Here is an 18,377-nt window from a genome sequence, read left to right as displayed (position 1 = left end):
CCGGCCCGAGGCCCGCCGTGCTGTCGGCCCGCCGGTGAGCTTCGGGCTCAGCGCACAGGGATCAGCTCCGGGTCCTCGCGGAGCTTGCCGAGCGCTCGTGAGACCGCGCTCTTGACGGTGCCGACGGACACCCCGAGCACCTCGGCCGTCTGCGCCTCACTGAGGTCCTCGTAGTAACGCAGGACGACCATCGCCCGCTGCCGGTCGGGAAGCTTCAGCACGGCCCGCCACATCGCATCGTGCAAGGACTGCTGCTCCGCGGGATCGGGCGCCGGAGAGGCCTCCTGCTCGGGCAGCTCGTCGCAGGCGAACTCGTCGACCTTGCGCTTGCGCCACTGCGAGGTCCGGGTGTTCAGCAGCGCCCGGCGAACGTAACCGTCGAGCGCCCGGTGATCCTCGATCCGCTCCCACGCCACGTACGTCTTGGTGAGCGCGGTCTGCAGCAGGTCCTCGGCATCACTCGGATTCGCGGTGAGCGAGCGCGCGGTACGCAGCAGCACGGGCCCCCGCGCCCGCACGAACGACGAGAACGACGGGTACGGAACGTGCGGAGCACACGCCCCGTGCGGAGTGAGCGCGGTGTGCGAGGCCTGCGTGGTGGCCGATGCGTGCTGCGGGTATGACGCCGACGAGGCGCGTGGCGCGTGCTGCGTGTGCGACGCCGACGAGGCGCGTGGCGCGTGCTGCGTGTGCGACGCCGACGAGGTGTGCGGCGCGTATCCGGTGGCGGCAGTGGCTCCCCTGGAGGCGCCCGTGCAGACTGGCGTGGTCATAGGTCCACGCTAGGAGTGGGTACTACCCCGGGGGATCGGCCCCAGGTCCCGAAGCCACGTCCGCCTCAGGTTGTAGGGGTGGGGTCGGCCCCACCTCCTGAAGGAGTAGGGGCCGTCATCAGGACTCAGGGTCACCCCCGGACGGCCCCACCGCCCCACCCGCGCCGTCGCTCCCCCGTCACGCGCCGTCCGTGCCCAGTATCAGTCCCGAGGTGGGGACCCCCGTGCCTGCCGTCACCAGCGTTCTCGCCGCTCCGGGTATCTGATTCACCGACGTGCCCCGGATCTGCCGGACCGCCTCCGCAATGCCATTCATCCCGTGCAGATAGGCCTCTCCCAACTGGCCTCCGTGTGTGTTCAGTGGCAGCGCGTCGTCCGCCACGAAGTCAGCGGCCTCACCCGGTCCGCAGAATCCGAACTCCTCCAGCTGCATCAGAACGAACGGGGTGAAGTGGTCGTAGAGGATGCCCACGTCGATGTCGGCGGGAGCGAGTCCGGAGGTACGCCAGAGCTGTCCGGCGACGACATCCGTCTCCGGCAGTCCGGTCAGCCCGTCACGGTAGAAGCTGGTCATCTGTTCCTGCGCCCGCCCGGCACCCTGAGCGGCAGCGACGATCACTGCGGGCGGACGGGGAAGGTCGCGGGCCCGCTCCGCACTGGTGACGACGATCGCCTGTCCGCCGTCGGTCTCCTGACAGCAGTCGAGCAGCCGTAGCGGTTCGACGATCCAGCGCGATGCGGCGTGATCGGCAAGCGTGATCGGCTTCTCGTAGAAGTACGCCGCCGGGTTGCGCGCGGCGTGGCGCCGGTCGGTGACCGCGACATGGCCGAAGGCTTCCGGGGTCAGGTTGTACGTGTGCAGGTAGCGCTGGGCGGCCATGGCGACCCAGGAGGCCGGGGTGAGGAGTCCGAAGGGGAGATTCCAGCCGAGCGCAGTCCCCTCAGCCGTCGGTTCCCGGTGCTGCACCCCGGAACCGAAACGGCGCCCCGACCGCTCGTTGAATGCGCGGTAACAGACCACGACATCGGCCACCCCGCTCGCCACGGCGAGCGCCGCCTGCTGCACGGTGGCGCAGGCCGCCCCGCCCCCGTAGTGGATGCGGGAGAAGAACGACAGCTCCCCGATGCCGGCCGCCTGGGCGACAGTGATCTCGGGGCTGGTGTCCATCGTGAAGGTGACCAGGCCGTCGACATCGGCGGGGGTCAGCCCGGCGTCGTCGAGGGCGGCCCGCACCGCCTCGACGGCCAGCTTCAGTTCGCTGCGCCCGGAGTCCTTGGAGAACTCGGTCGCCCCGATCCCTACGATCGCGGCCCGTCCGCCGAGCGAATCTGCCCTGCGCACGCTCATGCGGATCCCTCCGGGACGCTGACCGTCACCTTGCCGGTGACGTGCCTGCCGAGACCATTGGCTCCGACGACCGTCACCTCGGCCGTCCCGTCGTCGCCGACGGCCGTGACGGTGCCGCTCAACACCATGGTGTCCCCCGGATAGTTGGGTGCGCCCAGCCTGATGGCGACCTTGCGGAGCACCGCCGAGGGCCCGAAGTGGTCGGTGACGTACCGCCCGACCAGGCCGTTGGTCGTCAGGATGTTCATGAAAATGTCCGGGGAGCCCTTCTGCTGTGCGAGCTCGGCATCATGGTGCACGTCCTGGTAGTCGCGGGAGGCGATGGCGCCCGCGACGATCAGGGTGCGGGTCACCGCGACCTCCAGCGGTGCCAGCTCCTCGCCGACCTTCATTGCGATTCCTCCTTCACCAGCAACTGACCCAATTCCTCCAGCACTTCGCTGCCGCATCCCAGATAGGCGTCGAGCTGGCGGCCCCAGAGGAAGTGCCGGTGCACGGGGTGGTCGAGGTCGGCTCCCGTCCCACCGTGCAGATGCTGTCCGGCATGCACGACCCTCTTGCCCGCCTCCGACGCCCACCAGGCCGCGGTCAGTGCCTGGGCCGCGAACGGCAGCCCCTTGTCGTGGCGCCACGCCGCCTCGTACGCGGTGACCCGTATCGCCTCGGTGTCCATATGGGCATCAGCGGCCCGCAGCAGCACCCCCTGGTTGGTGGAGAGTGGGCGCCCGAACTGCTCCCTGGTGGTGGTGTGGGCGACCGCCCGGGTCAGCGACCCGGCGCACACCCCCGCCTGCAACCCCGCAAACGCCGTACGGCTCGCGGCCAGCACAGCTCCATACACCGCCTTCCCGGTTACGCTGTCCGCCCCCGTGCTCGCCCCCGTGCGTCCTGCTGGTCCACCGAGCCGCTCGCCGGGCGCCCGGTCCAGGGCGAGCCGGGCCGCCGACCATGGAGCCGTGGTCTCCACCGGCGTCACCGCCACACCCGGGTCGGCGGTCCGTACGATCCACAGCACCCGGTCCGCGTCCGCCACGAGCACCAGAGTGGCGTCCCTCAGCCACGGCACATAGGGCACGCTGCCGCTCAACCGCCCTTCCCCGTCGGCCCGTAGACCATCGCGTGCCGGGAACGCGCCGGTGGCGACAGCAGTGCCGTCCCGCAGCGGCGGAAGCAGTCGCTCCCGCTGTTCGTCCGTACCGTGCTCGGCAATGGCAAGCAGCCCGTACGCACATGTCACCGCGAACGGCACCTGCGCAGTCGTTCTCCCCTGCTCCTCCAGCAGCAGCACCAGGCCCAGCAGCCCGATCTCCTCGACGGCGGCGGTCAGCCCGGCCGCGCACAGCTCCTTCCATAGCTCGCTGTCCGTCCCCGTCCCGGCGGCGGACAGCCGCTCGTGCGTGGCCAGATCTCCGAAGATCTGCGCGGCGAGACCCTGTGCCGCGGTCTGCTCCTCCGTGGGCGTGAAGTCCATGTCAACCCTCGCTCCCCCGGAAGACCGGCAACTCCAACTCTGGGTCCGTGCGCAGGAATTCCAGCCGGACCGGCATCCCTGTCCGCACCTTGTCGTACGGCACACCGACCACATTGCTGACCATCCGTACACCCTCCGCCAGCTCTATCAGCGCCACTGCGTACGGCCCGGCGTCGTCGGAGGCGCCGAAGGCGGGGAAGGGCGGGTGATGCATCACTACATAGCTGAAGACGGTGCCCTCGCCACTCGCCTCGACCGTGTCCCACTCCTGACAACCGCACTCATTGCACCCGGGCAGCCAGGGGAAGCGCAGGGTCTCGCACTCCCCGCACCGCTGGATGAGTAATTTGTGTTCGGCGACGCCCTGCCAGAACCCGGCGTTGTCCCGATTGATCACCGGCCTCGGCCGCAGACTCCGGCCGCCTTCCTTCACCCCCGCCGGCCCTCCCGGCTTCGCCCCTCGCCTCACCGCTGCGGGCGTGTACTTGAGGATCCGGAAGCGGTGCGTCCCGGCCGGCTCCCCGGCTGCTCGGACATCCATCAGCGTCGTGACGAAGTAGCCCGTCCCCAGCCTGGTCGTCTTCCGCTCCGACACCGACTCGATCACCGCGTCGAAGGTGATGCGGTCCCCGGGACGCAGCGGCCGCAGATACTCCTGCTCGCAGTCGGTCGCGACCACCGATGTGTACCCGGCGCCGTCGAGGAGGGCGAACAGCTCGTCGTACGCCTCGGAACGGTTCGAGTGCCCCGACAGGCCGCCCATCGTCCACGCCTGCAGCATGGTGGGCGGAGCAATCGCCCCCGGCCCCGCGTATGCCGGGTTCGTGTCTCCCACGGCCTCGCACCAGTGCCTGACCATCGGCTCGTTGACCAGGTCCTTGCCGACGCCGGCGGTGGCGGCCGCCCGGCCCTCGTACGCCTTGAGCCGTTCGTACAACTCGTCCGCCCCTCCCTGCCCTCCCTGCCCGCCGCGCCCGCCCTGCGGGCTCCGGCCGCCCTGCTCGTATCGCGCGTCCGTCACCGCTTCCCCCTCTTCATACCGAGCCGCATCGTCGCGACGATCTCCCGCTGCACCTCGCTCACCCCGCCCCCGAAGGTGTTGATCTGCGCCGCCCTGTTCATCCGCTCCAGCTCCCCGTCCCCGAAGGAGCCGAGCGAACCACCGCGGACCATTCCGGCCTCGCCCGTGATTTCCTGGCACATTCGATACACCTCGACGGCCGATTCGGTTCCCATGAATTTCACGCCGCTCGCCTCGCCGGGGGCCAGCGAGCCCGCCCCCACATCCCCCACCAAACGCCAGTTGAGCAGGCGCGTTGCCGCCAGCCGGGCATAGGCCTCAGCCAGCCGGGACCGCACCCACAGCTCGTCAACCGGGCGCCGTCCACTCACCGGATCGGGGGTACGGGCGTGGGCGAGCACCGCCTCGTAGAACTCCTCCGCCTGCATCCCGATCGCGGCGAGCGCCACCCGCTCATGGTTCAGCTGGTTGGTGATCAGCCCCCAGCCCCCGTTCTCCTCGCCGACCAGATTCGTGACGGGTACCCGTATCCCGTCGTAATAGGTGGCCGTCGTGGTCAGACCACCTACGGTCTCGATGGGGGTCCAGGCGAACCCGGGGGCGTCCGTCGGGACCAGGATGATCGAGATGCCCTTGTGCTTGGCCGCATCCGGATCCGTACGGCAGGCGAGCCAGATCCAGTCCGCGTTCTGCGCATTGCTGGTGAAGATCTTCTGTCCGTCGATCACCCAGGCGTCGCCGTCCCGCACCGCCCTGGTGCGCAAGGCCGCCAGGTCCGTGCCGGCCTCCGGCTCGCTGTAGCCGATCGCGAAGACGAGGTCGCCGTTGAGGATCCGCGGCAGGAAGTACGCCCTCTGCGCCTCGGTCCCGTACTTCATCAGGGTCGGGCCGACAGTGTTGAGCGTGACCATGGACACGGGCGCACCCGCCCGGTACGCCTCGTCGAAGAAGACGAACTGCTCGTCGGGACCGCGGCCCTGACCTCCGTACTCTACGGGCCAGCCAAGTCCGAGCATCCCGTCGGTGCCGATCCGACGCAGCAGCCGGCGCTGTTCGACCGGATCATCGGCATGTCTTGCCCGCATCCCGGACGTCGCATCCGTCCCGGAGGCCGCGTCAGGCCCGGTGATCACATCGCGGAAATAGGTGCGGAGCTCGGCGCGCAGCTGTTGCTGACGCTCCGTCGGGGCGAGGTGCACGGCGGCGGGCCTTCCGGACGCGGGCGTACGGATCAGGATTTCTGACTGTCCGTCAGATTCGTGGCCGCTGTCAAGGTCGGCGACGCCCGAACACTCCTGCGCGGGAAACGCGAGCGGCCTGCGTGAAGACGCAGAAGCGCCTTCACGCAGGCCGTTGTTCACCCCACCCCGCGCCGGCCCCCCGACCGGCCCACGGTGGACCCCGACTCACCAGAGTTTCGTGAAGTTCACCGTGACATTCCTATTGGACTGGTAGATCGCGGCGAACGCCGAGCGGTTCACCTGAGCCGAGTTGCTCTGATTCGATGCCCCGGAACCGGTGGCCTGCTGCTGCGACGTCGACGAATTGCCGGAGTTGTCCCTGCCGACTCCACTGCCGCTGATCGTCGCAACACCCGCGTTCGACCCGTCGTTCGCGAACGAGCCGTTGTCGGCCTGAGCAACGCCGCCGAAGAGCGCGACGGCGAGGGGCAGTGCGGCAACAGCGGCGAGGGCGCGAGCAGTACGGATGCTTGCCATGTCAATTTCCTCCAGGAACCGAAAGTGTGGCTGTTCTCGAGGCAGTTGGCCGACCGCCTCGGTCTTGATCACGACGTCGCGAGACCAAAGCTGCCCACCGAATCCCCGGGGAACCACCCAGGTCCACCGATTCCCCCGCAAGCATGAGGAACACCCGATAAACCTCCCGCCCGCCCCCGAAGCCCCAGCTCACACCCCCGGCACCACGCAATCCCGCGCACCCAAGAGGAAAAACGTTTCGGCCCATTTCCCGCCCTTCCACCCCGCCCGATCCACAGCAACCGATCCGGCCCCACCCTCCACCGTCGCCCGCCGCTCACCCCCGCCACCCCTTCCTTTCTTCGAACAGTTGTACGAACATAGAGCTATGGCCATCACCGACCGGCAGACCGCCACCCTGGCCCTCGCCCACGCGCTCTCCGCCGCCGAGCACGGGCTCCCCGTCATCCCGCTGTCCGCCACCAAGCTCCCCGCCCTGCGCTCTCCCCACCACGACGAGGACCGGCCGGTCACGTGCCGGGGCGCCTGCGGTCTCCCCGGACACGGCGTCCACGACGCCACCACGAACCCTGCTGCCGTACGCGCCCTCTTCGCCGCCGCCCCCTGGGCCACCGGCTACGGAATCGCCTGCGGCCGGGCCCCGCACCACCTCATCGGCGTCGACCTCGACATCGACACCACCGGCCGGATGGACTCCGTGGCGGCCCTCCAGCAACTGGCCCTGCACCACCTGTTCACCATCCCGCCGACGGTCACGGTGATCACACCCAGCGGCGGCCACCACATCTGGCTCACCGGCCCGCCCGGCATATCCGTACCGAATTCCGCGAGCCGCCTCGCCCCCGGCATCGACATCCGCGGCACCGGCGGCTACCTGGTCGGTCCCGGCTCGGTCACCGCCCGCGGCACCTACCGCCTCGCCCCCGGCGCCGCCGATCTCTCCCCAGCCCCCTGCCCCCGCGCGCTCCTCCGGCTGCTCACGCCCCCCGCACGTCCTCACCACCCCTCCGGCCGCCCCCACCACGGCCGGGGCCTGGTCCAGTTCGTTCTCGCGGCACACGAAGGACAGCGCAACACCCGTCTCTTCTGGGCTGCTTGCCGTGCGTACGAACACGGCTTCGGCGAAGCCCTGGCGGACGCCCTCACCGACGCCGCCGTCCGCACCGGCCTCACCGAACGCGAGGCACGGGCCACCATCGCCTCAGCCGCCCGCCTCACCTCCGGCCGCCCCATGGGCCCGGAGGACGCCGACCGTCCCGACCGATTCCCCTGAGCCCGCACCACCGACCGGACTCGACACCGTCGGCCGCGCACGCAGAAGGGGCGCCCTCTCGGACGCCCCTTCACAGGTGCTGCGGTGGGTGTGGGATTTGAACCCACGGTGACATCGCTGCCACGACGGTTTTCAAGACCGTTCCCTTAGGCCGCTCGGGCAACCCACCCCACGTCATCGGTCATCGACCGGCCTTGACGCGAGGACAGCCTAGCCGGTCAGCTGTCGCCCTTGCGCTCCCCCAGGGTGACTTCGGCCGTCGACACCTTGCCGTCGCGCTTGTAGGTCAGCGTGACCTTGTCGCCCGGCTTGTGGGTCCAGATCTCGCCGATCAGGGTCGGGCCGCTGTCGATCACCGTGTCGTTGAACTTGGTGATGACGTCGCCCGCCTTGAGACCGGCCTTGGCGGCGGGACCGTCCGGACTGACGGGCGGCGTGCCGCCCGAGCCCTGCTCCGAGATGACGGCGCCGCCGGTCTTCTCGTCCATGGTGACCGTGGCACCGATCACCGGGTAGACCGGCTGACCGGTCTTGATCAGCTGCTGGGCGACGTTCTCCGCCTGGTTGATCGGGATCGCGAAACCGAGGCCGATGGATCCCGCCTGGGCCTGACCGCTGCTACCGGTCGACTGGATGGCCGAGTTGATACCGATGACCGCACCGCGCGCATCGAGCAGCGGGCCACCGGAGTTGCCCGGGTTGATCGAGGCGTCGGTCTGCAGTGCGCTCATGTACGAGTTGCTGCCGCCGGAACCGTCACCGGAGGCGACCGGACGGTTCTTCGCGCTGATGATGCCGGTCGTGACCGTGTTGGACAGACCGAACGGCGCGCCGATCGCGATCGTCGAATCACCGACCGCGACCTGGTCCGAGTTGCCGAGGAGCAGCGGGGCGAGCCCCGACGGCGCGTTCTTGAGCTTCAGTACGGCGACGTCGTAACCCTCCGCGCGGCCCACCACCTCGGCGTCGTACTTCTTGCCGTTGGAGAACGTCGCCGTGAGCTGGCCATTGTTCGCCGCGGAAGCCACCACGTGGTTGTTGGTGAGGATGTGGCCTTCCTTGTCGTACACGAAGCCGGTGCCCGTGCCGCCCTCGCCGTCGCCGTTCTGCGCGTCGATGGTGACCACGCTGGGCAGCGCCTTGGCCGCGACGCCCGCGACCGTGCCGGGGTCGCGCTTGAGGGCCTGCGGATTGGTCGACGCCGTGACCGTGGTCGAACCGGAGGAGTTGCCGCTGTCGTTCCGGTCGGCAGCCCAGTAGCCGAGGGCGCCGCCGACGCCGCCCGCCACGAGGGCCGCGACGGCCACCGCGGCCACCAGGCCGCTGCCGCGCCTCTTTCGCGGGGCCTCCGGCGGCAGCTGGCCGGCCGCCCCCCACACGGGACCACCGCCATCACCCGCGCCCTGCGCGTACGCGGGAACGGCAGGCGGGGGCGGCGGCCAGGCACCGGCCGGCTGCGGCTGCGCGGACGGCGCGTGCTGCGGCCCGGAGGGCTGCGGCGGCGGCCAGTCCATCGCCGGCCCGGACTGCTGCGTCGCCGCCGCGTCCGACGAATCCGGGCCCGGGGGCGCCGACGGGGGCGCAGGCGTGCCCTCAGGAGCAGCGGCCGGCACGGGAGGTGCGGACGGAACGGACGGAACGGCCTGAGCCGCAGTGCCCTCGTTGCCCTCGTTCTCTGTGCTCACAGCTCTTTACTCCTCGGTTCCTCATCAATTTTCGGCAAGAGATCCGCTGTGTACGTGTCCGGAGCCAGCTTTTCCCATGACCCGTCAGGCCACTGTAAGCAGGACCTGTGCGTCCGTGCACCAATCTTTATATCCGGCAAAACGGTCCCCCACCGCAAGGTACGCACCCCCGCCGCCACTCGGTGGCACCATGACGCGGTGACCCACGCACGGCAGCACACCATGCAGCATCCCATCCAGGTCATCGCACACCGCGGGGCGTCCGACGACGCTCCCGAGCACACCCTGGCCGCCTACCGGAAGGCCATCGAGGACGGCGCGGACGCGCTGGAGTGCGATGTACGGCTCACCTCCGACGGCCACCTCGTCTGCGTGCACGACCGCCGGGTGAACCGTACGTCCAACGGCCGCGGCGCCGTCTCCGCCCTGGAACTCGCCGAACTCGCCGCCCTCGACTTCGGCTCCTGGAAGGACCGCGAGGAGTCCCCGGACTGGGATCCGGTGCCGGGCGAGCTCACCTCCGTACTCACTCTGGAGCGACTGCTCGAGCTGGTCGTCGAGACGCGTGCCGCCGGGCGCCCCCTCCAGCTGGCCATCGAGACCAAACACCCCACTCGCTGGGCGGGCCAGGTGGAGGAACGGCTGCTGCATCTGCTGAAGCGCTTCGAGCTCGACACTCCGCCGGACGAGGGCCCCTCGCCGGTCCGGATCATGAGCTTCTCGGCACGGTCCCTGCATCGCATTCAGGCTGCCGCGCCCACCCTGCCCACCGTCTATCTGATGCAGTTCGTCTCGCCGCGGCTGCGCGACGGGCGACTGCCGGCCGGTGCCCGGATCGCCGGTCCGGGGCTGAGGATCGTACGCAGTCACCCGGGCTACATCGAGCGGCTGCACCGCGCCGGCCACCGCGTGCACGTCTGGACGGTCAATGAACCCGAGGACGTGGAGCTCTGCGCACGCCTTGGCGTCGAGGCAATCATCACGAACCGGCCAAAACAGGTCCTGTCCCAACTGGGTCGCTTTTAACATCAGTTACAGGGTGTACACCGGCGCATTCAGCCTGTATTCGCTCGTTACGAATGCGTCACTGGCGGGCCATTGGCCGGTTTCCGGTCCAGTCCAGGAGGGCATCCACTCCGTGGCGTGGGGCAAAGGAGGTCTCGGGGGTGGCGTTGGTGGTGGCACAGGAAGTGCCCACGTCGTCGAGCATGGCCGTACCCCATGGCCCTGCGGGCGTGGGGCAGGCGCGGCACCGGATGCGCGAGCAATTGCGCAGCTACGGGGTGTCGGATTCGGTCGTCGACGATGCTGTATTGATCCTTTCCGAACTTCTCAGCAATGCCTGCCGACACGGCAGGCCGCTGGGCCGACACACAGATGTGGGTGACGGCGACGTACGTGCCGCCTGGCGCGTCGACAGAACAGGTGGGCTGACCGTCGAAGTGACGGACGGAGGCGGTCCGACCCGACCGATTCCGGCCACACCGTCCGTGACGGCCCGCGGTGGCCGCGGGCTCAACATCATCAGCGCGCTCGCCGAGGAGTGGGGCGTACGCGACAGCTCGTCCGGCGAGGTCACCGTGTGGGTACTGGTCAGCGAGGGCCGCGGGCACGGGAACGGGCATCTGCCGGGGCTCGACGGGCTGGACCTCGCCGACGCCTTCGACGACGCGGGCTGACGTGGCCCGAGGTCGATGCACCGGTTCGGCGTACGCGCGGGCCGGTGAACTGACGGGCTTGCGAACCTGTGTACGGATGAGCCTGTGCACCGATGTCCCGACGCGGCCCGGGGCCGCTGAACGGAGCGCGACACACCGGCGCTCCGGCGTACGTACCCCATGCGCCCCGGGCGTCTGTGTCCCGGACCCGACACGGGCGGCTAGGCTCGCGGCCCAGACCGCACTGTCGCAATCGGGAGAAAGCCCACCATGGCCAAGAAGCGCCCTCAGACCAAGGCCGGGAAGCAGCAGCTCAAGGACGGCGAGATCCCGGTGGTCGGGGCTCGCGAGCCCTGCCCGTGCGGTTCGGGCCGCCGCTACAAGGCCTGTCACGGCCGCGCCGCCGCCCACGCCGTGACCGAGCTGGTCCAGCGCCCGTTCGAGGGCCTGGCGGGTGAGTGCGACTGGGTCGCCCTGCGCGAGCTGGTGCCCGCCGCAACGGTCGAGCTGACCCTGAAGGGCGGACTGCCCGAAGGCGTGCCGTCCGTGACGCTCGCGACCGTGCTGCCGATGGCGTGGCCGGCGCTGCGCCGCGACGACGGCTCCGTCCTGCTCGCCCTGCAGAACGACACCTCCTCCGGCGACCTCAGCCGCGACCTCGCGGACACCCTGCAGCGCGCGCTGGCCACCGAGCCCGGCTCACCCGTCGCCGCCCGGCGCGTACCGGCCGACGGGCCGCGCCTGCAGGACCTGCTCGACCCGGAAGCCGCGTTCGAGCCGGTCGTCCACTCCGGCTTCGAGTTCTGGGTCCCGGACGCGGAGAGCGTCACGCCCGAGGTGTCCGCATCCCTGGAGCGTGCGAACGAGGCGGCGATCCCTACCACCATGCTCTCCGGCGTGGACGCTGCGTACTGGTGCGAGACCCCGGAGAAGAACCACCTGCGCTGGGTCATGCCGCACCCCGAGGAGCAGCTCCTCGACGCGCTCGCCCGGCTGCACGCCGCCGGCACCTCCTCGCTCGGTGAGGGGACGCGGCTGGTCGGCTCCTTCCGCGCGCACGGACTGATGGTCCCGGTCTGGGATCTGCCGAGCGCGATGGGGGCCGAGGAGTGCGAGAAGCCCGCGGCCGAGCTCGCGGAGCGGCTGGCGCAGGCGCTCGCCTCGGACGCTCCGCTCACCGCGGACGAGCGGCGGGCCCGCGGCGGTCTCACCAACCGCCAGGTGACGCTCAGCTGACCGTGACCGCGTGACGACAGCGGCGGGCCGATCGGTGACTCACGTCACAACTCACAGTACCCGCAAGTAAATAGCTGTCCGAATAAGCGAGATCGAATTTGCGAACGGCAGATCTCTTGTTACCGTTCTAGAAGCCCGGTCGCTGGTGCATCCCCCGTCGCCAGCGACCGGGCGTTCTCATGCCCGGACACGGCGCACGGAGCGACACACGGGACCGGGCGCGGTGACTGCAGAACCGGCGTCAACCCGCCGCGGAAGGCGCCGGATCAGATCCGGACCTCAGCAGCAGCGGAGCCTCCTCGGCCGTCCCGTCGGGCACCCCGCCGCCCGCGCACTCGGCCACCGCCACGTACTCGTCAGGACCTCCGCAGGACCAGCGACGCGGCGTCTCGCAGCCGCCCGGCTCGTCCTGTGACCCCTCCACCGCGCAGTGCGTTTCGACGGTCCGGCCTCGGGGTCCCATCAGCGTGAGTACGGACCGGAGTTCGTCACCCGTCGTATTGCGGTAGTAGCTGCGCGCCCATGCGGCACGCCCGTCGGTCATGACACAGGTCTGCCCTTCGGCGCACTCGGGGGGGTCTCTCGGGGCCGCAGCGGTCGACGGTCCGCAGCGCGGAACCGGCCGATCCGGTGAACGCGGAGCCGCCCCCTCCGCCGGGCCCGCCGACTTTCCCGCGACCGCTCGGCAGGTCGGTATCGGACAGAAGTCCGGGCCAGGAACTCCCTTGTGAAGATCCCTTTGAAAGCGCCCCCGAATACTCCTTCGAAGGCTCCTTCGCACCGGTTCCGGAAGGTCCATCAGAAAGCCCGCCATGACTGGACTTTGCATCGGCAGACTTTGCATTACGCGGTACGGGACCGGGCCGCCCGGGGGTTCCGCAGAAGCCGCGAGCGGAAGCACGACGGCGGAGACCACCACGCCCGCCATAACGATCATGCGGAGATCCGTGGCGGCTCCACCTGTCGACTGCGCGGGAATTCCTGACGGTGCGCCGAAGATATCGACGGAAAAGCGGACGCCGGGGTGGAGCGCACCCATTTAACGCAGAACTCGACCGGCTCACACCCGAACGAGTGAGCCGAGCAGCAGCCCGTACGCCCGCTCGGGAGCCCCACCGGTCTCCGCCGACGCCGACCGGCCGCTCTCAGTACGCGAGCCGGCTGCCGCCGTCGGGAGCGCTGTTGCTTGCTTCGACCAGCGCGTCCAGGACCGCCTCCACGCCCGGCAGCCAGGGCGTCGCAGGGCCGGGCAGTGGAGCCCGTTCCCAGCGCACCTGCCCCGTACCCACCTCGGACGGGGGAAGGACGAGATAGCCCCCCTCGCCGTGGAAACGCAGCGAACTGGGCACCCGGTCCTTGGCGTGCAACAGCTCGCCGAGCTGTTCGAGGGTGTAGGGAGCGACCAGCAGCGACCACCGCGTCGGTGTCGCCACCACCGGACCGAGCCGCATGCCCATGCGGTCGAGCTCGGTCAGCGCCCGGGCGCCGGCCATGGCCGGCAGGCTGAGCGCGCACGGGGCACGGCCGCCGGTGGCCAGCATGATCGGCGCGGTCGGCCGATTGGTCCACCACCAGCGCACCATGCGCTCGTCGGTGGTCGCCGCGAGGAGACCGGGGTCGAAGGGGTGTGCGCCGGGTACGGCGCACTCGGGATCGGGGCAGGCACAGCCACGGCCGCGGTCACCGCGACCACCGCCTGCGCTCAGCCCCACTCCGGGAAGCACGGGCCACTGCCATGCGGTGGCGCAGGTCAGGGCCGCGTCGAGCTGGGCGGGCCGTGCCTTGCGCCGGAGCCGGAGCCTGCGTCGCCTTCCGAGGATCTCGCGCATGAGCGCTCGTTCCTTTCCGTTGAACGCCGAGGGCCACATCACAACACGCGTGCGTCACGCCACGTGTGTATTACTTCACCGTGCGTACATGTTCTCTAAGTCTGCGGTACGGGTAACCCGTCGGTACCGAGCGTGAGCCGAGTCGAGCTGAGCCGGTCCAGCCAAAAACATGGCGAGGGGCAGTGCGCATCGCATCTGCCGTCCCATGGTGCACAACCCCGCCACTCGGGGGTGGGGCGCGGCCGTCACATGTGAGGACGTCCGGGCTCGCTGCCAGGTTCCGGGGCGATAGAACTGCCCCTGGTTCATCACCGATTACGTACCCAGCATGCCCGGAATGACGCTCCCCCGGGACTTCACCCCGAGGTAACCCCCTGTCGAGCCAGACCCAGTCGACAGCAAATAGCGTCCATAGGGTGCATTTTTTGGCCAACTTAGCAGTCCGCGGACACCACGAATCCCGCAGGGACAATGCTGGACATCTGCTTACTTGTGCGTGTACATGTGGATGCACTGATAGCGGCGCAGAATGACATGGGGGTTTGCGATGCTATTCGACGAAACGCACTGGTCGGAAAGCCGGTTGCCATGAGCGCCCCTCACCTGCCGAAAGTGGCTGGAATCGATCCCACAGTTCCTGTTTCAGCGCACACTGCCGGTCCTCTGGACGATGTGCCGGCCGCGCCAGGGGCCTTTCTTCAAGACCGTCTGGCCGGTTGGGTCTCCGACCTCACCACGCTGCACGAGCTCACCGAGCGCCTGGCCGGAACCAACACCCTCGACGACGCTTTGCACGAGCTGCTCGGTGCCGGTGCGGCCCTGGTCGGCGCCCGCCGGGGGCTGATCGTCTTCGAACCCTCCGACCGTCGCGGCCCGGTCTCCACCATCGGTCTCGGACTCGCCCACGCCGAGCTCGGCCACATCGAGACGGTGCCGCGCAGCGCAACCTCGTACGGCAGGATCCTGGACGGCCTCCCGGGCGCCGAAGGACCCCAGACCAGCCCCGATCTGCTCGGCGACACAGGCCTGGACCCCCGCCACCGCGAAGTCGCCGCCCGGCTCGGATACGCCGCCAGCTACGCCCTGCCCCTGACCACCGCCGCGACCGGACGGCTCGGCGCGGCCGTCTGGCTCTACGACGAGCCCGCCGAACCCCTGGAACGCCAGCGCCACCTCGTCGGTCTCTACGCCCGTTACGCGGGCGCGCACCTGGCCCGGCTGCTGGAGCTGCATCGGGCCAGGGCAGAAGTGGCCGCCCTCACCGAGGAGCTGCGGCCCGGCCGGCTGCCCCGGGTCCCCGGCGTACAGCTGGCCGCCCGCCATCGCGCCGCACCGCGCGGCGGCGGTGACTGGTACGACGCGATGGCGCTGCCGGAGGGCGCGCTCGGTCTCGCCGTCGGTTCGGTGGGCGGCTCCGGGCCCAGCGCGCTGACTGCCATGGGACGGCTGCGGGCCGGTCTGCGGGCGTACGCGGTGATGGAGGGCGAGGATCCGGTTGCCGTGCTCTCCGATCTGGAGCTGCTGCTGCGGCTGACCGAACCCGCACGGTCCGCTACTGCGCTCTTCGCCTGCTGCGAGCCCGCCGCACGCAAGATCGTGCTGGCCGGTGCCGGGCACACCCCACCGCTGGTGACCGGCGACCGGCGCACGGAGTTCGTCGAGACAACCCTGTCCGCTCCGCTGGGCATGCTCGCCTGTTGGGAGGCGCCGAGCGTGGAGTTCGCTCCGGCGCCCGGCGAGACGCTGCTGCTGTACACCGACGGGCTGCTGCGCCGCACCGGCGACTCGATGGACCGGGCGTTCGCACGGCTCCACTCGGCGGCCGCGAGCGTACCGAAGGCGCTGCGCCGGGACGCCGGATCGGTGGCCGACCATGTGCTGCGAACCGTCCTGCCGAACGGGCTCGACCAGGTCGACAGCGCCGAGGACGTCGTCATTCTGGCCGCGCGCTTCGACTGACCCGCGTCATCGGCGGAGCTTCGCGATTCGGCCGAGCAGGTGGTTCGGCCGGTGTCTCCGACCGGTCTTTGTGATCAGTCTCTGCAACAGGTCTCGGCAGCCGGTCTCTGTAAGAGGTCTTCCGGCCCTGGGCCCCCTTCCGCACGCCCGTACGATGGACGGGGTCCAGTGTCGTATCAAGGAGAGACAAGTCGTGTCTGAGGAGCCCACCCCGGAGACCCCGGAGACCGAAGAGACAGAGACGGTCAAGCAGCGGAAGAACGGCCTGTACCCGGGCGTCTCCGATGAGCTCGCCGCCAACATGAAGTCGGGATGGGCCGACACCGAGCTGCACGGTCTCGAGCCGATCGCCCAGGCCGAGCACACTGCGGCCCGTCGCGCCGCACTGTCCGCGCGCTTCCCCGGCGAGCGTCTGGTCATTCCCGCGGGCAACCTGAAGACCCGTTCCAATGACACCGAGTACGCCTTCCGCGCCTCCACCGAGTACGCGTACCTCACCGGCGACCAGACCCAGGACGGCGTGCTCGTCCTGGAGCCGAAGGAGGACGGGCACGAGGCGACCATCTACCTGCTGCCGCGCTCCAACCGCGAGAACGGCGAGTTCTGGCTCGACGGCCAGGGCGAGCTGTGGGTCGGCCGCCGCCACTCCCTGGCCGAGGCCGAGCAGCTGCTGGGCATCCCGGCGAAGGACGTACGTCAGCTCCCGGCCGCGCTGACCGAGGCCACCGGACCGGTCCGTAACGTCCGCGGCCACGACTCGGGCATCGAGTCCGCGCTGACCGACAAGGTCACCGCGGAGCGCGACGAGGAGCTGCGGGTCTTCCTCTCCGAAGCGCGCCTGGTCAAGGATGCCTTCGAGATCGCCGAGCTGGCGAAGGCCTGCGATGCCACGGCACGCGGCTTCGAGGACGTCGTGAAGGTCCTCGACAAGGCCGAGGCGACCAGCGAGCGCTACATCGAGGGCACGTTCTTCCTGCGCGCCCGCATCGAGGGCAACGACATCGGCTACGGCTCGATCTGCGCGGCGGGCCCGCACGCCACCACCCTGCACTGGGTGCGCAACGACGGCCCCGTGCGCTCCGGCGAACTGCTGCTGCTCGACGCCGGTGTGGAGACCAATGACCTCTACACCGCCGATGTGACGCGGACCCTTCCCATCAACGGCACGTTCACGCCGCTGCAGCGGAAGATCTACGACGCGGTGTACGAGGCCCAGGAGGCGGGAATCGCGGCCGTCAAGCCCGGCGCGGCCTACCGCGACTTCCACGACGCCGCGCAGCGCGTGCTCACCGAGAAGCTCGTCGAGTGGGGTCTGCTGGGCGACCTGTCCGTGGACAAGGTCCTGGAGCTGGGTCTGCAGCGCCGCTGGACCCTGCACGGCACCGGCCACATGCTCGGCATGGACGTCCACGACTGCGCCGCCGCACGCACCGAGACGTACGTCAACGGGACGCTGGAGCCCGGCGTCTGCCTCACCGTCGAGCCCGGTCTGTACTTCCAGGCCGACGACCTGACCGTGCCGGCGGAGTACCGCGGCATCGGCGTCCGGATCGAGGACGACATCCTCGTCACCGAGGACGGCAACCGGAACCTCTCCGACAAGCTGCCGCGCCAGGCCGACGAGGTCGAGGCCTGGATGGCTCAGCTCAAGGGCTGATTCAAGGGTTGATCAAACGCTGATCATCGACCGGTCGTGACCGGTCGGCACCGCGCGTCGGAGGGCGCCCCGCTCAGGACACCATGAGCAGGGCGCCCTCCCGCCATTTCAGGACCTTGTCGAAGCTCACCACCGCACCACGCCCCGGGCGGTTGGCGAAGTGGACGTGGTCGGCGAGCTGTTCGATGAGGCAGAGTCCTCGGCCGTCCTCGGCACTGAGCGGCGGAAGCTGCTGCGGATGGTGCGCGGGCGGTTGATGCGCATGCGGCTGTTCGGCAGTGCGAAGCACACGCCGCGCGGGGAAGCCGGGCCCCGAGTCGGCGACTTCGATACGGCATTTCTCACCGTCCAGATATGCGGTGACCCAGTACTGCCCGGAGGCCGTACCGGACTGCTCGCTCCAGGAGTCCCACGCGTCCCATGGGTCGCAGTCCCCGGGGGCGACGCGGTCGTCGGCGCCCCGCTGCTCCCCGCCGTGCTCGACGGCGTTCGCACAGGCTTCGCTGAGCGCGAGCGACAGGTCGAAGGAGATGTCCGGATCCACGCCCGCGGACTCCATGGTGCCGAGCAGGAAGCGACGGGCGAGCGGAACGCTCGCAGCTTCGCGCCGCAAATGGAGTGACCACCAGATGCTCATGCTCCAGCCTCCTGGCTGCGGCTCGACATACCGATACGTATTGCCGCGGCGGGCGGTTCGTAAGCACAGTTCTGATGTGAGACCGCTCATTCGGCGGATACCAGCACTCCGT

The 18,377-nt window shown here is 69.9% G+C and carries 17 protein-coding genes and 1 tRNA gene; 6 read left to right on the top strand and 12 right to left on the bottom strand.

The window, feature by feature from the left end; translation table 11 throughout:
* Window positions 1-47 precede the first annotated feature (47 nt).
* The 7 genes from OHA88_RS24755 to OHA88_RS24725 form a co-directional block, all read right to left on the bottom strand.
* Window positions 48-773 carry a SigE family RNA polymerase sigma factor gene (locus OHA88_RS24755; protein ID WP_328627111.1) on the bottom strand — a complete coding sequence of 242 codons (726 nt, stop codon included), beginning with the start codon at window positions 771-773 and terminating at the stop codon, window positions 48-50.
* 178 nt (window positions 774-951) lie between these two features.
* The gene (locus tag OHA88_RS24750; RefSeq protein ID WP_328627110.1) at window positions 952-2,121 is read right to left on the bottom strand and encodes a lipid-transfer protein; all 1,170 of its coding nucleotides are present in this window, start codon (window positions 2,119-2,121) and stop codon (window positions 952-954) included.
* On the bottom strand, window positions 2,118-2,513 hold the full coding sequence (locus OHA88_RS24745) for a MaoC family dehydratase (protein WP_328627109.1): 396 nt from the start codon (window positions 2,511-2,513) through the stop codon (window positions 2,118-2,120). The genes OHA88_RS24750 and OHA88_RS24745 overlap by 4 nt, the downstream gene beginning before the upstream one ends.
* Window positions 2,510-3,592, bottom strand: a complete 1,083-nt coding sequence (locus tag OHA88_RS24740; protein ID WP_328627108.1) for an acyl-CoA dehydrogenase family protein — start codon at window positions 3,590-3,592, stop codon at window positions 2,510-2,512. The genes OHA88_RS24745 and OHA88_RS24740 overlap by 4 nt, the downstream gene beginning before the upstream one ends.
* A gap of 1 nt (window position 3,593) precedes the next feature.
* The gene (locus tag OHA88_RS24735; protein WP_328629785.1) at window positions 3,594-4,529 is read right to left on the bottom strand and encodes a bifunctional MaoC family dehydratase N-terminal/OB-fold nucleic acid binding domain-containing protein; all 936 of its coding nucleotides are present in this window, start codon (window positions 4,527-4,529) and stop codon (window positions 3,594-3,596) included.
* A gap of 80 nt (window positions 4,530-4,609) precedes the next feature.
* A complete protein-coding gene (locus OHA88_RS24730; RefSeq protein ID WP_328627107.1) occupies window positions 4,610-5,812 on the bottom strand; it encodes an acyl-CoA dehydrogenase family protein in 1,203 nt (400 codons plus the stop codon).
* 207 nt (window positions 5,813-6,019) lie between these two features.
* Window positions 6,020-6,331 carry a hypothetical protein gene (locus tag OHA88_RS24725; RefSeq protein WP_326604707.1) on the bottom strand — a complete coding sequence of 104 codons (312 nt, stop codon included), beginning with the start codon at window positions 6,329-6,331 and terminating at the stop codon, window positions 6,020-6,022.
* Window positions 6,332-6,698: 367 nt separating this feature from the next.
* On the opposite strand from OHA88_RS24725, the gene OHA88_RS24720 reads away from it, so the two are divergent.
* The gene (locus OHA88_RS24720; protein ID WP_328627106.1) at window positions 6,699-7,604 is read left to right on the top strand and encodes a bifunctional DNA primase/polymerase; all 906 of its coding nucleotides are present in this window, start codon (window positions 6,699-6,701) and stop codon (window positions 7,602-7,604) included.
* A gap of 82 nt (window positions 7,605-7,686) precedes the next feature.
* Here OHA88_RS24720 and OHA88_RS24715 read toward each other — a convergent pair.
* Window positions 7,687-7,773 (bottom strand) — tRNA-Ser (locus tag OHA88_RS24715).
* 49 nt (window positions 7,774-7,822) lie between these two features.
* The gene (locus OHA88_RS24710) at window positions 7,823-9,289 is read right to left on the bottom strand and encodes a S1C family serine protease (protein ID WP_328627105.1); all 1,467 of its coding nucleotides are present in this window, start codon (window positions 9,287-9,289) and stop codon (window positions 7,823-7,825) included.
* A 222-nt stretch (window positions 9,290-9,511) separates the two neighbouring features.
* Between OHA88_RS24710 and OHA88_RS24705 the strand changes: the two genes are divergently transcribed.
* From OHA88_RS24705 to OHA88_RS24695, 3 genes are all read left to right on the top strand, one after another.
* A complete protein-coding gene (locus tag OHA88_RS24705) occupies window positions 9,512-10,315 on the top strand; it encodes a glycerophosphodiester phosphodiesterase (RefSeq protein ID WP_328629784.1) in 804 nt (267 codons plus the stop codon).
* A 53-nt stretch (window positions 10,316-10,368) separates the two neighbouring features.
* Window positions 10,369-10,968 carry an ATP-binding protein gene (locus tag OHA88_RS24700; RefSeq protein ID WP_328627104.1) on the top strand — a complete coding sequence of 200 codons (600 nt, stop codon included), beginning with the start codon at window positions 10,369-10,371 and terminating at the stop codon, window positions 10,966-10,968.
* 249 nt (window positions 10,969-11,217) lie between these two features.
* On the top strand, window positions 11,218-12,183 hold the full coding sequence (locus OHA88_RS24695) for a DUF5926 family protein (protein WP_328627103.1): 966 nt from the start codon (window positions 11,218-11,220) through the stop codon (window positions 12,181-12,183).
* Window positions 12,184-12,424: 241 nt separating this feature from the next.
* Here OHA88_RS24695 and OHA88_RS24690 read toward each other — a convergent pair whose 3' ends face one another.
* Complete coding sequence (locus OHA88_RS24690; RefSeq protein WP_328627102.1) at window positions 12,425-12,727, bottom strand: hypothetical protein; 303 nt, start codon at window positions 12,725-12,727, stop codon at window positions 12,425-12,427.
* Between the two features lie 601 nt (window positions 12,728-13,328).
* Window positions 13,329-14,012: a bifunctional DNA primase/polymerase gene (locus OHA88_RS24685; protein WP_328627101.1), complete on the bottom strand. Its 684-nt coding sequence runs from the start codon at window positions 14,010-14,012 to the stop codon at window positions 13,329-13,331.
* Between the two features lie 471 nt (window positions 14,013-14,483).
* Between OHA88_RS24685 and OHA88_RS24680 the strand changes: the two genes are divergently transcribed.
* Together OHA88_RS24680 and OHA88_RS24675 are read left to right on the top strand one after the other, a co-directional pair.
* Window positions 14,484-15,971: a PP2C family protein-serine/threonine phosphatase gene (locus tag OHA88_RS24680; protein WP_328627100.1), complete on the top strand. Its 1,488-nt coding sequence runs from the start codon at window positions 14,484-14,486 to the stop codon at window positions 15,969-15,971.
* Between the two features lie 193 nt (window positions 15,972-16,164).
* Window positions 16,165-17,628 (top strand): aminopeptidase P family protein, encoded by a 1,464-nt coding sequence (locus OHA88_RS24675; protein WP_328627099.1) that lies wholly within the window; start codon window positions 16,165-16,167, stop codon window positions 17,626-17,628.
* Between the two features lie 73 nt (window positions 17,629-17,701).
* Here OHA88_RS24675 and OHA88_RS24670 read toward each other — a convergent pair whose 3' ends face one another.
* Window positions 17,702-18,265: an ATP-binding protein gene (locus OHA88_RS24670; protein WP_267004227.1), complete on the bottom strand. Its 564-nt coding sequence runs from the start codon at window positions 18,263-18,265 to the stop codon at window positions 17,702-17,704.
* Between the last annotated feature and the right edge of the window lie 112 nt (window positions 18,266-18,377).

Origin of the sequence: Streptomyces sp. NBC_00353, from assembly GCF_036108815.1 — a bacterium.
Classification (GTDB): Bacteria; Actinomycetota; Actinomycetes; order Streptomycetales; family Streptomycetaceae; genus Streptomyces.
Note: the sequence above shows the minus strand (reverse complement) of the source record. Positions and strands in the feature narration are given on the sequence as shown.

Bases quoted from the DNA above. Each gene is read 5' to 3' on its own strand.
- OHA88_RS24695 (WP_328627103.1), top strand. From the start codon at position 11,218: ATGGCCAAGAAGCGCCCTCAGACCAAGGCCGGGAAGCAGCAGCTCAAG.
- OHA88_RS24755 (WP_328627111.1), bottom strand. From the start codon at position 773: ATGACCACGCCAGTCTGCACGGGCGCCTCCAGGGGAGCCACTGCCGCC.
- OHA88_RS24725 (WP_326604707.1), bottom strand. From the start codon at position 6,331: ATGGCAAGCATCCGTACTGCTCGCGCCCTCGCCGCTGTTGCCGCACTG.
- OHA88_RS24680 (WP_328627100.1), top strand. From the start codon at position 14,484: ATGCTGGACATCTGCTTACTTGTGCGTGTACATGTGGATGCACTGATA.
- OHA88_RS24745 (WP_328627109.1), bottom strand. From the start codon at position 2,513: ATGAAGGTCGGCGAGGAGCTGGCACCGCTGGAGGTCGCGGTGACCCGC.
- OHA88_RS24750 (WP_328627110.1), bottom strand. From the start codon at position 2,121: ATGAGCGTGCGCAGGGCAGATTCGCTCGGCGGACGGGCCGCGATCGTA.
- OHA88_RS24685 (WP_328627101.1), bottom strand. From the start codon at position 14,012: ATGCGCGAGATCCTCGGAAGGCGACGCAGGCTCCGGCTCCGGCGCAAG.
- OHA88_RS24740 (WP_328627108.1), bottom strand. From the start codon at position 3,592: ATGGACTTCACGCCCACGGAGGAGCAGACCGCGGCACAGGGTCTCGCC.
- OHA88_RS24720 (WP_328627106.1), top strand. From the start codon at position 6,699: ATGGCCATCACCGACCGGCAGACCGCCACCCTGGCCCTCGCCCACGCG.
- OHA88_RS24700 (WP_328627104.1), top strand. From the start codon at position 10,369: ATGCGTCACTGGCGGGCCATTGGCCGGTTTCCGGTCCAGTCCAGGAGG.
- OHA88_RS24670 (WP_267004227.1), bottom strand. From the start codon at position 18,265: ATGAGCATCTGGTGGTCACTCCATTTGCGGCGCGAAGCTGCGAGCGTT.
- OHA88_RS24705 (WP_328629784.1), top strand. From the start codon at position 9,512: ATGCAGCATCCCATCCAGGTCATCGCACACCGCGGGGCGTCCGACGAC.
- OHA88_RS24690 (WP_328627102.1), bottom strand. From the start codon at position 12,727: ATGACCGACGGGCGTGCCGCATGGGCGCGCAGCTACTACCGCAATACG.